We start from the raw sequence: 15434 nt of genomic DNA on the forward strand, positions 1-15434 counted from the left end.
AAAAAATACAACCGAATATTTGGTTTCATTTTCACAACAAACAATTTTTTACCATGAAAACAATTTTCAGACTCACACTGGTTCTGGCGTTATTTGTTGCGCTATTTAACAGCAAACCGGCCAACAGTGCACAACACTACGTAGGTTCTTATGTAGGTGATGGCTCTTATCAGGATGTCATGATTTACAACTGCTGGCACTTTGTAAACGCCTTTTCGTCAAATCCGACCATCGGCAGCCACAAGTATCGCAAAGACCAATACTACTACGCTGCACCTTACATGTTCACAACCAGCAACAATTCGTATGTGGACTATGAAGATGTATCGTTTTACTGCGGACATGGCTCAAGCTATTGGATGGCTGCCGGCAGCGGTGCCCACGTTCAAAATATGCCTTTGGGCGATTCCTGGTGCGACTTTATGATTTTCTTCTCCTGTCAAACTGTGGTTTCAGCCCCGGAAAATTCGTCTTGGTGGACACCCTATTGCAGCATGTTCAAAGGGTTACGTATGCTTTTGGGATTCCGCAGTTTAGCTTCTGCTGCACACACTGACATACCCTTTGACTTTTCAGCCCGCCTGAAAGCCAACTGGACGGTTAAAGATGCCTGGTTTAGCAGTATTGACGACGAGCGCTATTGGATATTTAATCCCAATATGAGTGACGGCTCTCCATATCCCGGATGGGCTTCTTGTGTAGTAGCCTCAGGTTCCTATTCTGCCAGGTTGGGTAACTATCCTTCAAAACCGGCTGCCGGTTGTGGTGGTATGTGGAATTACTGGCAGTATTAAAAACATTTCCTGGAATCGGAAAAATTTAAAGCACACAGTAGAATTCCATTTCACTTAAGCACAAGAAGAATCAATTAGTATCTTTTCAAATTTAATTTTTACAAAATCATGAAAAAACATCTTTTCTTAACTATAACCGTTTTTATTACCATAGGAGCGTATTTTGGCTTTATGAGTTTACAATTGGCACCGCCACCTCCGGTGATTGACTATTTTCAGGACGATAACCTTTCGGTTCTCACATTAGATAAAGCACCGGTAGCTAAACTATCCGCAGTTGGCAAATTATCGGGTCGTTTGAATACCGCAGGTCAAAAAATTTCCAATAATGGCACCGATGTGAACTTTCAAAACAAAAATGATGCTACAGAATATCTCCTTACCAATTCTGCAAAAGGTCGCCTTTCCTTCAGCAAAAGCACTAAAAGCTATGAAGATGACTTCAAACCCAGATTAGCAGATGTGGCAACAGCTCAAAAAAATGCCGAAAAGTTTTTGGCAGATAACGATCTAAACCCGAAAAATCTGAGTGAATTGAAGCTAATCCATGCAGGTGGGTTGCGCGCATCATCAGCAGACGATGGACAAATCATTGACAAAATGCAAACATTTACCTACGGCCGTGTAATTGACGGTGTACCGGTTTCCGGTAACGGGTCGAGAATTGTTGTTAATGTTGGTGATAAAGGTGAAGTTCTTGGCGTTTCCAAATCATGGAAAGAATTAAGCCCAACCACTACTGCCAGAAAAGTAAATACTTCTGAAATTAAATCTCAGGCAGATGCACAAAAAGAGTTCGGACAGTTGGTTAACTTCAACTTTGGTGCCGGTGTTTCGCCCCAAATCAAAAGCATTCAGAAAATGTATTACGATGGCGGCGACAGCTATATTCAACCGGCCTACTTTTTTGAAACTATTGTAACCGTTACCGGCGCAGATGGCAAAAAAGAACAGCAACCGTTCTTAGGTGTTGTTCCGATGCTCAAAAAAGCACCCGAAGCCATCAACCCCGACCCATCACAAGTGAAAAGCATTTCCAAACAAGCACGAACCGGCCAAGCTGATAAAGATCCCAACAAACAAAACGATCCGAATGAGCGAAAAGGCCAATAAACAAAATAGATTAGCATAAATTAACACAAGCAGCTACCGGCAGTAAAACATAATTGTTTTTCTGCCGGTGGCTGCTTTTCATTACCTATAAATCAAACATTATGCGCAAACTATTGATTTCCATCCCGCTATTCATGTTTTGCCTGATAATTTTTGTTTCGGCTTGCAATACTTCTAAAAACAGTGGCGAAAACAACTCAACAAAACGGACAGTTAATAGCCAGGATTTACCTAAACCTACACAAGACCCAACTCCTCCTGCAGACTATATACCGCCCAAACCTCAAACTCCGCTACCCAATGTCGGAAAAGATTGTGTTGATCTGTCTTCCGTCAAAGACCCCAACGAAGACTGTACCTTTTTATGGAAACCCGTTTGCGGCTGTGATGGCATTACTTACGAAAACGAATGTCAGGCTCGCAAAAAAGGGGTAAAAAAATGGACCGAAGGCAAATGTCCCGACCGGTAAGCGGTTCCTAGATTGCAGTTTAAAATTACCCCAAAAAACCGCCCTGTTAGTGACAAAACTAACAGGGCGGTTTTAGTTTTTTCGCCATAATTTGTATGGAAACATCTTTATTTCTGACAAAAAAATTACCAATGTTCTACATCCAAAAGCGCTATTCATTTTTATTTGGATAATAAAACCCTATTTTTGCGCTTGTTTTTCAGAAAGTAAGCCAATCACAAATCCACTATTATGAATTTACACGAATATCAGGCAAAAGAATTGATGCACCGGTTTGGTGTACCCATTCAACGGGGGATGATCGCCTATACTCCGGAAGAAGCAGTTGCTGTTACCCGTCAGTTGCAGGAGGAAACCGGCACCGGTTGGGTGGTGGTAAAAGCACAGGTTCACGCCGGAGGACGTGGAAAAGCTGGCGGAGTTAAATTGGCCAAAAACTTAGACGAAGTGCGCGAAAAAGCAGGCGCAATTTTGGGCATGTTATTGGTAACCAAACAAACCGGCGAAGAGGGTAAACTGGTGCGTAAAGTGCTTATTGCGGAAGATGTTTATTATCCGGGCGAATCAAAAACCAAAGAATACTACCTGAGTATTTTGGTGGACAGAGATTCCGGGCGTAATGTCATCATCTATTCAACAGAAGGGGGGATGGATATTGAAGAAGTAGCAGAGCAAACACCAGACCTGGTCCACAAGGAATGGGTAGAAGCCGGACTGCCGCTCATGCCCTATCAGGCGCGAAGAATTGCCTTTAATCTGGGGTTGACTTCGGGCAAAGCCTACAAAGAATTATTACACTTTTTGCCAAAACTATATACCGCTTTTACCCAATCGGATGCCTCTCTTATAGAAATCAATCCGATGCTCAAAACTTCCGACGACCGCATCATTGCCGTTGACGGAAAAGTCAGTATTGACGACAACGCGCTGTTCCGGCAGCCCCATTTAGCCGAAATGCGCGATTTACTGGAAGAAGACCCCACCGAAGTAGAAGCTGGAAAATATAACCTGAACTTTGTAAAACTCGATGGCAATGTGGGCTGCATGGTAAACGGCGCAGGTTTGGCAATGGCAACTATGGACATCATCAAACTGGCAGGTGGCGCGCCAGCCAACTTCTTAGATGTAGGGGGAACAGCAAATCCTGAAACTGTGGAAGCAGGTTTTAGGATCATCCTCAAAGACCCGAACGTAAAAGCTATTTTAGTCAATATTTTCGGAGGCATCGTCCGGTGCGACCGTGTCGCCAACGGCATTGTTCAGGCATATACCAACCTTGGCAATGTAAACATCCCCATCATCGTAAGGCTGCAAGGCACCAACGCCGAACTCGCCAAAGAAATCATAGACCAATCGGGCTTAAAAGTAGTATCCGCCATCCTGCTCAAAGAAGCCGCCGAAAAAGTGCAGGCTATATTGGCGGGATAGGGATTTGTTGCATATATGCAGTTGATTGGTATAAGATTAGCCTATTGTTTGTAGGTTTTTGACGAGGGTAATGATGCTATCGGGTTTTTGGGTATTATACACCCAATTATTGTCGAAACTGTTCATGACTTGTTGGTTGCCACTTTGTCCAATCACCAAACTGTGAAACTTAGTTTTATTTTCTTTGGCTTGGGTGATTTGTTATGCGCCAACAATTCTGCCATTGTTTGTAACTCCAGTTATTCTCTCCCATTATACGCTACCTTGCTTAAGCATTTGAAAATCATCGGTGTAGAATTTAACCGATGAGTATTTCAAATATTACACCGGAAATAGTAAAATCTATCTATAGTTACCAATATATCTGCTTAAATATCTTTTTAGGCCGTTTAAAATACAATTTCCATATATTACGGTAAACACATCAATTTGACATCAGAAGCATCCATATTTCGACTAATTCATAAACAGTTCCTTAATTTCCGGCGGTTTAATTTATACAATATGGAGTTTGTTTTGCCGAATTACTATTTTATCCCCCCAACAATCGCCATCAAATATTTGTTATCAAAAAAAATGATTTAACACCAATATGGCTACCCGTACAATTAACAATTATCTCTCTTTAATCAAGTTCAGTCATACCATTTTTGCGCTTCCGTTTGCGGTGATTGGTTTTTTTCTGGCTACGCGGCATTTTCAATATCCCTTTGAGTGGTATAAGCTATTGTTGGTGGTGTTGTGTATGATATTTGCGCGCAGTGCGGCCATGGCTTTTAACCGTTATGCCGATTATCGCTACGATGCAGAAAACCCGAGAACAGTAATCCGGGAAATTCCGGGCGGGGTTATTCGTCCCCAAAGTGCCTTAGTGTTTGTGGTGGTCAATTGCTTGTTATTTATAGCGACAACCTGGTTTATCAACCCACTTTGTTTTTACCTTTCTCCGGTGGCCTTGTTGGTGGTGTTGGGGTATAGTTATACCAAGCGATTTACCGCCCTTTGCCATTTTGTTCTCGGCGTTGGTTTGGGTTTAGCTCCCATAGGGGCTTTTTTGGCTGTCAGCAGCAAGTTTGAGTTGCTGCCGGTTTTATTTGGATTTGTGGTGTTGTTTTGGGTAAGTGGTTTCGACATTATTTATGCTTTGCAAGATGAAGAGTTTGACAAAACTCAAGGGCTGAACTCTATACCTGCCTGGTTGGGAAAGCAAAAAGCACTTTATTTGTCTGATATGCTGCATTTTATTAGCGCAATGTTTGTTACGGGTGCAGGTATATTGGCCGGATTTGGTTTTTGGTATTGGGTGGCAACAGCTATATTTTTAGGATTGTTGTTTTATCAACATACACTTGTTTCCGTTTCAGATTTAAGCAGGGTCAATTTAGCCTTTTTTACAACCAACGGGTTTGCAAGTGTTGCCTTTGCTTTGTTGGTTTTGGCAGAGTTGTTCTTATGACAGATTTTACCTCTGCACATACTAAAGCTTTTTGCCGTATCTTTGCAATATGATGGATGCCAAAACAATTATGGTCAAGAAAAAGGATATTCGGGAATTATCACTGCCTGAGCTTAGGGTTTTGATTTCTGAAATGGGCGAAAAGCCTTTCAGGGCAAATCAGGTGTATGAATGGCTTTGGCAAAAGTCCGCTTCTTCTTTTGATGAAATGACCAATCTCTCTAAAGAACTTCGTCATAAATTGTCGGATAATTTTGTCATCAATGCAGTTGTCATTGATAAAGAGCAGCGCAGTATTGATGGAACGGTAAAGTTAGGATTCCGTTTGTTTGATGGTCATATCATAGAAGGCGTTCTCATCCCTGCCGACGGACGTATGACGGCTTGCGTGTCTTCACAAGTGGGGTGTAGTTTAGCGTGTAAGTTTTGTGCTACCGGTTTTTTACCTCGGTTGCGCAACTTAAGTGGTGCTGAAATTTACGATCAGGTCGTTCATATTGCCCGACTTGCTCAACAATATTACCATCAGCCCTTGAGCAATATTGTCTATATGGGGATGGGGGAACCGCTCCTCAATTACAAAAACGTCCTTAATAGTATTGACCGCATTACCCAACCGGACGGATTAGGTATGTCACCTCAGCGCATCACTGTTTCAACTGCCGGTATTGCAAAAATGATTAAACAACTTGCCGATGGTCAAACCCGTTTTAATCTCGCTTTGTCGCTCCATGCAGCAAACGACGAAAAACGCAATCAAATTATGGCCATTAACGAAAGTAATTCATTAGAAGTTTTGTCAGAGGCACTTCGTTATTACTATACACAAACCAAACGGCCTGTTACTTATGAATATATCGTTTTTCATTTGTTTAACGATTCCTTAGAAGATGCCCGGCAGTTAGCCGAGTTTTGCAAAATTGTGCCTTGCAAGGTGAACCTGATAGAATATAATACTATCGAAGGAGTTGATTTTTTGAAAACAACCGAAGACCGCTTAGAAATTTTTCAGCAATATTTGGAAAAAAAAGGAATTACTACCACCCTGCGAAGAAGCAGAGGGAAAGATATTGACGCTGCGTGCGGACAATTAGCGAATAAAGATTAGAATCTATCACAAGATACCATAAATCTTCCCTTGTTTTGAGCATTGCTGAACTCAGTATCCTACAAACTGACAAATTGCATAAAAATCATTAGTTTGCACTTTTATTGCCCATTTTACCCCAAGCCTTCCCATGAACAAACGCAACCCTAATCTTCAGGCCAATAAAGATGCCTTGTCCGGAAAAGAACAAGAAGTAGAAAAAGTGCTTCGCCCAAGAATACTTTCCGACTTTAAGGGGCAGCCGCATATAATAGATAACCTTAAAATTTTTATTGAAGCCGCCAAGCTGCGTGGTGAAGCCTTAGACCATGTTTTGTTACACGGCCCACCGGGATTGGGTAAAACTACCCTATCGCATATTGTTGCCAACGAATTGGGAGTAAATGTAAAAGTAACATCAGGCCCGGTGTTGGAAAAGCCTGCAGATTTAGCAGGATTGCTCACCAACCTCGAAGAACGCGATGTATTGTTTATTGATGAGATTCACCGCCTTAGCATAACGGTTGAAGAATACCTGTATGCGGCAATGGAAGATTTTACCATAGACATTATGATTGACAGCGGCCCAAGTGCCCGAAGCATTCAAATTTCGCTCAATCCTTTTACTTTGGTAGGGGCAACTACCCGCTCGGGTTTGCTCTCTTCGCCCATGCGTTCGAGGTTTGGTATAACCTTCCGGATGGATTATTACGATATTGCCACACTAACCAACATTATAAACCGCTCGGCTTCAATTTTAAATACTTCTATCACTCCCGAAGGTGCTTGCGAAATAGCCTCCCGAAGCAGGGGAACTCCACGTATTGCCAATGCCCTGCTGCGAAGGGTACGTGATTTTGCTCAGATACTTGGTAATGGGTCTATAGATCTCGAAATAACCCGTCATGCCCTCAACGCCCTCAGTGTTGATGCGGCAGGTTTGGATGAAATGGACAACCGGATATTGTCGGCTATTATCGAAAAGTTTAACGGTGGGCCGGTTGGAATTACGACAATTGCAATGGCCGTGGGGGAAGAACCCGGTACTTTGGAAGAAGTATATGAACCGTTTTTGGTGCAGGAGGGATTTTTAAAACGCACAGCAAGAGGCAGAGAAGCAACCGAAAAAGCTTTTCGCCACCTGAACAAAATACCCCCTTCCCGAATAATGCCCGATTTGTTTTCGGACAGTAACCAATAAATTTTTACTTCTATGTAATTGCAGGTTGTTAGTAGTTTTCCTTTCTGCCCCAAATAATTTTTCCAAACAATTTTTGACCAGATTCTGACCCGTTTTAGCTCTCCGGTTAATCAATCTCACTCCTGCCTAAAAGTTTTTTTTAAGTTTATCGTTTATACTTTATACATAAAGCATTGATATTTGAAATCAAATAAACTATCTTTGCTTATCTTTACCTAAATATATTCAGCAAATATCTACCCAAACTAAAACAATAAGTACATGAGAAAGCCAGCTACTTTACCCTTTTTATTCATGACTGCCATTTTAATGGGGATGTCTGTGATTTTAAACCTGTTTACGGTACAGGCACAAACTACCGATTCCACAAAAGAAACAACTACCATTTACAAAATTCAGTTAGGAGCATATAAGGAAATTCCAACCGAAAAATTTGACAATCTCTCCGGTGTTTTTCCCACTTATTTAGAAGATAGTGGCAAAGGTTTAAAGCGTATTATAGTGGGAGATTATCCCAGCAGGGAAAAGGCTGAAAAAGTACTCGAGAAGCTAATTGAGATGGGGCATGCCGGTGCTTTTATTCTAACTCAAAAAGTAGATGTTCCTAAAACTGAGGTTTCAAAAAATGTAAGTAATACTCCTACAACCTCATCCAAAAAAACGGAACCTGTCGAAAAAATGGAGGTTATGAATGTGCCAACAAATGCACTGGTTACTGCAGATTCGGAACCAATATTTTTTGTACAGTTAGGTGCATATAAAACACTCGATTTAAAGAGTTTTGGAAACATTGTAGATTTAGGTGATTTAATGGTAGAAAATGATAATGGACTGATTAAAGTTTATATCTCAAAGTTTGTTGGCAGACTTGCGGCAGAAAAAGCTCTTTCTGTGACAAAACAACGAGGATATACAGAAGCCTTTATCCGTGAAGACAAATAATAATCATTCCCTTACTGACCCAAACAGCCGGATTTATTTTCACTACCTAAAAAACAGGCGCATGAAAAGAATGATTGCTATTTTAATCTGTGTAACCTTATTTCTGTTTACAGGATTATCACCGGTATCAGGTCAGGGAACCGGTCAAAATTCAAATTTATACAAAATACAAGTCGGAGCGTTTAAAAGCCTTAAAACTGCTAAGTTAGACAGCCTGTTTCCGTTAGGGGATGTTTATGCCGAAGATGCCGGAAATGGCATGAGTCGGGTAGTCGTGGGGTATTTTCCAGACAGAGCAACCGCAGAAAATATTTTGCCAAAAGTTCACAAAGCAGGTTTTTCTAATGCTTTCGTTTGTAGCCATAATCCATCTATCAAATCAGAACATATCAGTCGCATCAGTGCAGAATCGCAGGATGCTTTAAATACACAATATCTCGTTGTTTTAGGCAGGTTTGACGATTTGAAAGATGTTAAATTAGGCACTATTTCCAGACTCTCCGATATGTATGTGGAAGAAGACAATGGAAAGAAAAAAATTGTGATGGGACCTTTTTCAGATAAGCAAGATGCCGAAGCAACACTTGCACAAGTTCTTGAAAATGGTTTTAATGACGCAATTCTTGAACCCATTGTTATCCCTCCTTCCACTTCAACAAAAACCCCCGTATCGGCTAAAGCTACATCAACGGAAAAAAAATCTGAATCCTCAACTTTAAGCAAAGCCAACGACAGTAAAAAGGAAACAGTTGCTGCCAAATTACCTTCACCAAGCGATACACCTTCCCGACCGGGTACTCCTATCAATAAACCTCAAGGAGAAAACGTTGCTCCCAATCAGTTGTATGATACAGGCCAGTTTTTTAGTTTTTTTACCACTCCTAATTTTAAAGTGTTGCATGTCCCGCCATATAACCCTATTGTGGTGGAAGATAAAAACACATTACCCTCATCCAACTCGTCTGCAGATGTTAAAAACCGCGAACTGAAAGGCAACCGATTACCCGATCGTTTGCATTACCTGTTCCTACAAAATCTGGCCACAGATTTGGGATATTTTGCAGTTTACCGGTATTCCATCAATACAGATTTTGACGGCTTCGTTATCCGAAGCGGTATTGATAAATATGAAGAGGCTAATGAAACTACTTTGTATATTTTCGACAAAACTAAGATGAAGTTTATCGGAAAAGAACTGATAAGTGCCGTGCAAGGCAAAGAGGGATTTTTTAGCTCTACCGAAAGTTGGCTGATGGATTTGAATGCCGATCATGTTCCCGATTTGCTCTCCTATACCATAGAAGAAACCAATTCAAAGACCAAAGGCTATCATAAAAGCAGTTCGTTCAAAGCACGGCTTTGGATAGATAACAAGTTTGTAGATGCTCAGATTGTCAATGAAGAAGCACTGCGCAAACAAATCAACATCAAAGAATGACACTTGCAAGCACTTGACGGTGGTGATTGCTTCATTGTTTAAGCAGTATTATTTAAGCAGTTTAGTAACGGCAGGTGCTAAGAAGGTTTAACATTGGTTGTTTCTAATTCCTGTTTCAGAAACTTGCCGGTGTGGCTGAAAGGGTGTTGCGACACTGTTTCAGGTGTACCCTTACATACAATTTCACCACCACCTGCGCCTCCTTCCGGACCTATGTCAATAATATAATCGGCAACTTTTACCACATCCATATTGTGTTCTATAATTACAACGGTATTGCCTTTATCTACCAATTTTTGAATCACCTGAAGCAGTATATTGATGTCTTCAAAATGTAGTCCGGTAGTGGGTTCATCTAAAATATAAAATGTTTTTCCGGTATCTCGTTTGCGAAGTTCTGAGGCAAGTTTAACCCTTTGAGCCTCACCTCCACTCAATGTGGTGGCCGGTTGTCCGAGCGTGATATAATTTAACCCTACATCCTGAAGGGCCTTGAGCATGTGATAAATTTTTGGTATTGGTTCGAAAAAAATAACAGCCTCTTCAACCGTCATGTTTAGCACATCACTGATTGATTTTCCTCTGTAACGGATTTCGAGCGTTTCGCGGTTATATCGCTTCCCCAGACAACGTTCGCATAAGACATGAACATCGGGCAGGAAATTCATTTCAATTACTTTCATTCCTCCCCCTTCGCAGACTTCACATCGCCCGCCCTTCACATTAAAAGAAAAGCGTCCTGTTTTATAACCTCTGATTTTTGCTTCTGGCGTATCGCTGAACAATTGACGAATATGGGTAAACACATCAATATAAGTTGCAGGATTGGATCGTGGGGTTCGACCAATTGGAGATTGGTCAATTTCTATAATTTTGTCAATATGCGCTAAGCCTTCGATTTCGGAATAAGGCAGTGGTTTTTTAACTGCATTATAAATATGCCGGTTTAGGATTGGGTATAGTGTTTCATTGATGAGGGAGGACTTACCGCTTCCCGACACACCCGTCACACAAATCAGACAGCCTAAAGGAAAGGCAACGGTTAGATTTTTGAGGTTATGACCGGAGGCATTGTGCAAAACCAGTTCCTTACCATTTCCGGATCTGCGCTTTCCGGGTAGGGCGATAAACCTTTCATTTCGAAGATACTGTGCCGTCAAAGTATCCGATTTGCTGAAATCTTCTGGAGTTCCCTGCCCAACAATATGCCCTCCGTGAGTTCCGGCACCGGGACCTATATCAATCACATAATCAGCCTCCATCATAATATCTTTATCGTGTTCTACCACTAAAACGGTATTACCAATAGTAGTCAGTTCTTTTAAGGCAGAAATCAGTCGGTGATTATCCCGCTGATGAAGTCCGATACTGGGTTCATCCAATATATAGGTAATGCCCACCAACTGAGATCCAATTTGAGTGGCAAGCCGAATGCGCTGACTTTCACCGCCCGAAAGTGTACGGGAAGGACGGTTAAGGCTGAGATAATCTAACCCCACATTGAGTAAAAAGCCGGTGCGGATTCGCAATTCCTTTAAAATATCTTTGGCAATAGTTAATTGTCTTTCGTCTAAATGCTCATCCAATTGGTATAGCCATTGATTAAGTTGAGAAATATACATATCACTCACTTCAGCAATATTCAGGTCGTTGAGTTTAAAATGCAATGCCTCTACTTTCAAACGCTGACCTTTGCAGGTGGCACAAGTTTTACTGACTATAAACCCCTCAGCCCATCGGCGAATTTCTTCCCCTATATTCCGGTCTTCATAACATCGGCGAATTATCTTCACAATTCCTTCAAATTCTACAGGAGCAGTTTTGGATATGCCGTACTGTCTTGATTTTTCATAAGTCTCCGGTGTTGTGCCATATAAAATAGCCTCAATTGCTTCGGGGGGAATGTTTTTAATGGGGGTGGCAAATGTAAAACCAAATAACTGAGATAACGCTCTTAGTTTGATATAGGTTTGGTTTTCACGCACTTCGCCTAAAGGTGGGAAACCCAATTCGTTGATGCTTTTTTCAGTATCTGGTAACACTAATTCCATGTCAACATCATGTGTATAGCCAAGCCCTTTACATTCGGGACATGCACCATAGGGCGAGTTGAAAGAAAATGTGTTGGGTGATGGCTCATCGTAGGCAATTCCGGTATCTGGACACATCAGCAAACGGCTGAAATAGTGAATTTGTCCGGTTTCGTGTTCGGCAAGCATCATTAACCCGTTGCCCATTTTAAGCGCTGTGCCGACTGATGCAGCCAACCGGGGCCGCACCTCTTGAGAGATGTTTAAACGGTCAATGACCACTTCAATATCGTGAACCTTATAACGGTCTAATTGCATCTTGGCGGTAATATCCTGAATCTCTCCATCAACTCGCACTTTTACGTAACCCTGCCGCCTTATTTGTTCAAACAGTTCGCGGTAATGTCCTTTCCTGCCTTTGACCACTGGAGCCAGTAAACCCACTTTTTTTTGGTTAAAATTTTTAAGAACATGTTCAACTATCTGGGACTCGGTAAAACGAACCATGCGTTTGCCGGTATTGTAAGAATAAGCTTCGCCGATTTTTGCAAAAAGCAATCGAAGAAAATCGTAAACTTCGGTTACAGTTCCAACTGTGGAACGGGGATTTTTATTAGTTGTTTTCTGCTCAATAGATATAACAGGACTCAGCCCGTTGATTTGTTCCACATCCGGCCGCTCCATGCTGCCAATAAATTGTCTGGCATAGGCAGACAGGCTTTCCATATAGCGGCGCTGCCCTTCGGCATAGATAGTGTCGAATGCCAAAGATGATTTGCCGCTTCCGCTAATTCCGGTAATCACTACCATCCGGTTTCGCGGAATACGAATATTTATATTTTGAAGGTTATGAACCCGGGCACCATAGACTTCTAAAAATTCAATCTCAAACTCGCTAATGGCCGGATAGGCAGAGGGTGTCTGTTCCTGAAGCATGAATAAAAAGGGTATTGGGGTTAAACAAGTTTGATCCGTTAATGGTTTTAGGGCTTTTATAGTAAAATCTGTTCTTGTTGTTTAACCGGTTGGTATTGATAAGCAATCAATGTAAATCGCCGAAATTTCTTTTGGTGGTGTAAGTAAAGATTGGAAAATTAGTAAATAACAGTTGAGCGTAAGATGAGAAAAGAGTTGATTTTTTTGATTTGAGTTTAAAGTGACTGAAAGAAAACCGAAGGAATAAAAAACTGATGAATAGTTTGTTTACTAAACCTGCTAAATATCAATTATTTACTTACCACTTTATTTGCTCTATTTAATTTCAGGAAAACGAAAGATTGTCAGATGGATGATTAACTTTGCCAACAATATTTTGATAAGTTAAGTTTGGGATATTCTCATTTTCTTTTTCCACTCCAAAGTAGAGAATGCATCTTTTATTTCATTTAAACATAAACTATGTATCAGGCTGTCGTAAATCAACAATTCCATTTTGAAATAGATTTGAAAGAAGCACTAAAAGATCTCGACCTGATTGAAATCAGGGGAGGGGTTTATCATCTTATAAAAGACAATTGCAGTTATAATATATGGTTAGTGAAAACAGATTTGGAATCCAAGACACTGACTATTAGTATAAATGGAACCAATTACACGGTTGTTCTCAAAGATAAAATGGATTTGCTGCTTGAAAAAATGGGAATTCAAAAAGAACAACACAGCAAATTAAGCAATTTGAAAGCACCAATGCCCGGGTTGGTGTTGGATATAAAGGTAGAGGTTGGACAGGAAGTCAAAAAAGGAGACCCGATATTGGTTTTAGAGGCCATGAAAATGGAAAATGTTTTAAAAGCTACAGGAGATGGAGTCATAAAAAGTATTGAGGTAAAAAAAGGGCAAGCAGTAGAAAAGAATGAAAATTTAATCAATTTCCAATAAAAATAATCTTCTAAATTAGTAGTTAATAAAACTTTTCTTTTCCTTTATGAAAGAAAACCAAGTCAGTAAAAATTTATAAAATACTGTTTTATGGCAAAGGATAAACTATCTGCTTCGGACATACAATTATTGTTGGAACACTATCAGAAAAAATTGAAAAAAGCTGAAAAGAATCTGATAGCCGCAGAAAAAAGGGTAGAAAAGCTTAGAAAGAAAGTCGGGAAGGCTTTGTTTTTAAAACAAGTCAAGGACGATGAAAATATGATGGAAATATTCGACGGCTTTGTATTGGAATCTTCTTCAGAGGTACTTAATACTGAGTTAAACAGCAAAGAAACCGATACACCCTCAATAGCTAAACAATCGGATCAGGATGAATCAAAGTCTGACAAAAGTTCAGATACAACCGCCCGAAGAAGTGGACGAAAGCTTAAGGCTCAAAAAGAAAAATCTGCTGACGGTAAAAATAAAGAGGTTAAAAAAGTTGCAGGTAAAGACAAATCATCCTCTTCAGACAGTACAGATATAGGTGCTGAACAGATTCAGGTTAAACGGGGCAGGAAAAAAATATCCGATGTTGAAAAGGCAAAACAAAAAGGCATGGAAGATGGAAATCTACGTCCGATTTCTTTTGCCGATTGGAACGCTTATGTAACAAACTACCTTGCCAACAGCAAACGTCCTTCCATGACCAAACAAATTGTCGCAGCAGCAAAGGAAGAGTTTAATTACAAAGACAACGAAATGGCCGCATTAGAAAGAGTAATCGCTAAAACGTTGTTTAATTTGTCCTCCAAATTAAATGAAATAAAAAAATATAAAGGAGACAGTAAAATGAGGGGATACTATTATTGCCTTCCAAAATGGTTTTCGTCTGACGGATCAATCAAAAAAGCATACTTAAACAATATTGTTAAAGACGAAGAATAAATTCACCACCAATGTCCGGTTACCTGGAAACACTGTCGTAACTGAAATATGGTTTGTTCCATCAAATCAGAACGGGCATAAAATTACCAAAGGAGGGGCTTCAACAGCATTACTCACATTTCCGGAACGGTCTTTAATGATGACGGTATAGGATACGGTGTCCGCAGGAGGATAGATGGCATTGGGTGTGCAACTGATACCGCTGATTGCAATACAACACTCGCTTAGAATAGTAAAGTTCAGGGTGCCTGATATAGCTTTTATATTACCTTGTGGTGAAACATAAGGTATTTTCAGAGAATCTACATAGCCTGTCCGGTCGTCAACCAAAAAAGCGTTTGCTTCCGGATATTCATTGGTAATTCCGATATCCCCGTCTCCGTCCTGAAACTCTACCGAAACCACGAAGTCTTCCAACAGGTTTTGAATCGTGCTTTTATTGATTGAAACTCCGGTTATCTGAGGTTCGTCCGGAAACTTGTCGGGTTGAATACAGGAATTTTGGCTCATTAGGATTATTACAGTCAACAGCAGAATGAGCGGTTTTGGAGCAAATAATTTGAAACCGGATACAGCGTTTTTCATGTTTAATTGTTTGATAGAGGGAGAATGGCTTTCAATCCACAAAAGGTTGATTTACAATTTAAAAAATACTCCTTTCAGGGTT

The 15434-nt window shown here is 40.6% G+C and carries 13 protein-coding genes; 11 read left to right on the forward strand and 2 right to left on the reverse strand.

Annotated features, from left to right (window positions below; translation table 11 throughout):
* Positions 1–53 precede the first annotated feature (53 nt).
* The 9 genes from IPM47_05950 (at position 54) to IPM47_05990 (ending at position 9929) form a co-directional block, all read left to right on the forward strand.
* Positions 54–794, forward strand: a complete 741-nt coding sequence (locus IPM47_05950) for a hypothetical protein (GenBank protein ID QQS30482.1) — start codon at positions 54–56, stop codon at positions 792–794.
* Positions 795–902: 108 nt separating this feature from the next.
* Positions 903–1907, forward strand: coding sequence for a hypothetical protein (locus IPM47_05955; protein QQS30483.1), 1005 nt, complete (start codon positions 903–905; stop codon positions 1905–1907).
* Positions 1908–2008: 101 nt separating this feature from the next.
* Positions 2009–2377 (forward strand): hypothetical protein, encoded by a 369-nt coding sequence (locus IPM47_05960; protein QQS30484.1) that lies wholly within the window; start codon positions 2009–2011, stop codon positions 2375–2377.
* A 231-nt stretch (positions 2378–2608) separates the two neighbouring features.
* Complete coding sequence (gene sucC / locus IPM47_05965) at positions 2609–3805, forward strand: ADP-forming succinate--CoA ligase subunit beta (GenBank protein QQS30485.1); 1197 nt, start codon at positions 2609–2611, stop codon at positions 3803–3805.
* Between the two features lie 592 nt (positions 3806–4397).
* Entirely contained in the window at positions 4398–5261 is an 864-nt protein-coding gene (locus tag IPM47_05970; protein ID QQS30486.1) for a UbiA family prenyltransferase, read from the forward strand.
* Positions 5262–5313: 52 nt separating this feature from the next.
* Positions 5314–6369, forward strand: a complete 1056-nt coding sequence (rlmN, locus tag IPM47_05975) for a 23S rRNA (adenine(2503)-C(2))-methyltransferase RlmN (protein ID QQS31398.1) — start codon at positions 5314–5316, stop codon at positions 6367–6369.
* A gap of 130 nt (positions 6370–6499) precedes the next feature.
* The gene (ruvB, locus tag IPM47_05980; protein ID QQS30487.1) at positions 6500–7549 is read left to right on the forward strand and encodes a Holliday junction branch migration DNA helicase RuvB; all 1050 of its coding nucleotides are present in this window, start codon (positions 6500–6502) and stop codon (positions 7547–7549) included.
* 261 nt (positions 7550–7810) lie between these two features.
* Positions 7811–8491: an SPOR domain-containing protein gene (locus IPM47_05985; GenBank protein ID QQS30488.1), complete on the forward strand. Its 681-nt coding sequence runs from the start codon at positions 7811–7813 to the stop codon at positions 8489–8491.
* A 61-nt stretch (positions 8492–8552) separates the two neighbouring features.
* Positions 8553–9929, forward strand: coding sequence for an SPOR domain-containing protein (locus IPM47_05990; GenBank protein ID QQS30489.1), 1377 nt, complete (start codon positions 8553–8555; stop codon positions 9927–9929).
* A gap of 77 nt (positions 9930–10006) precedes the next feature.
* On the opposite strand, the gene uvrA is transcribed toward IPM47_05990, so the two are convergent.
* The gene (uvrA, locus tag IPM47_05995) at positions 10007–12895 is read right to left on the reverse strand and encodes an excinuclease ABC subunit UvrA (GenBank protein QQS30490.1); all 2889 of its coding nucleotides are present in this window, start codon (positions 12893–12895) and stop codon (positions 10007–10009) included.
* Between the two features lie 462 nt (positions 12896–13357).
* Here uvrA and IPM47_06000 point away from each other — a divergent pair, with 462 nt between their 5' ends.
* The gene (locus IPM47_06000; GenBank protein ID QQS30491.1) at positions 13358–13837 is read left to right on the forward strand and encodes an acetyl-CoA carboxylase biotin carboxyl carrier protein subunit; all 480 of its coding nucleotides are present in this window, start codon (positions 13358–13360) and stop codon (positions 13835–13837) included.
* A 90-nt stretch (positions 13838–13927) separates the two neighbouring features.
* Positions 13928–14767, forward strand: coding sequence for a hypothetical protein (locus IPM47_06005; GenBank protein QQS30492.1), 840 nt, complete (start codon positions 13928–13930; stop codon positions 14765–14767).
* 66 nt (positions 14768–14833) lie between these two features.
* Here the strand turns inward: IPM47_06005 and IPM47_06010 are convergent, their stop codons facing one another.
* The gene (locus tag IPM47_06010; protein ID QQS30493.1) at positions 14834–15352 is read right to left on the reverse strand and encodes a hypothetical protein; all 519 of its coding nucleotides are present in this window, start codon (positions 15350–15352) and stop codon (positions 14834–14836) included.
* Positions 15353–15434: the final 82 nt, after the last annotated feature.

Source organism: Sphingobacteriales bacterium, from assembly GCA_016700115.1.
Taxonomy (GTDB): domain Bacteria; phylum Bacteroidota; class Bacteroidia; order Chitinophagales; family UBA2359; genus UBA2359.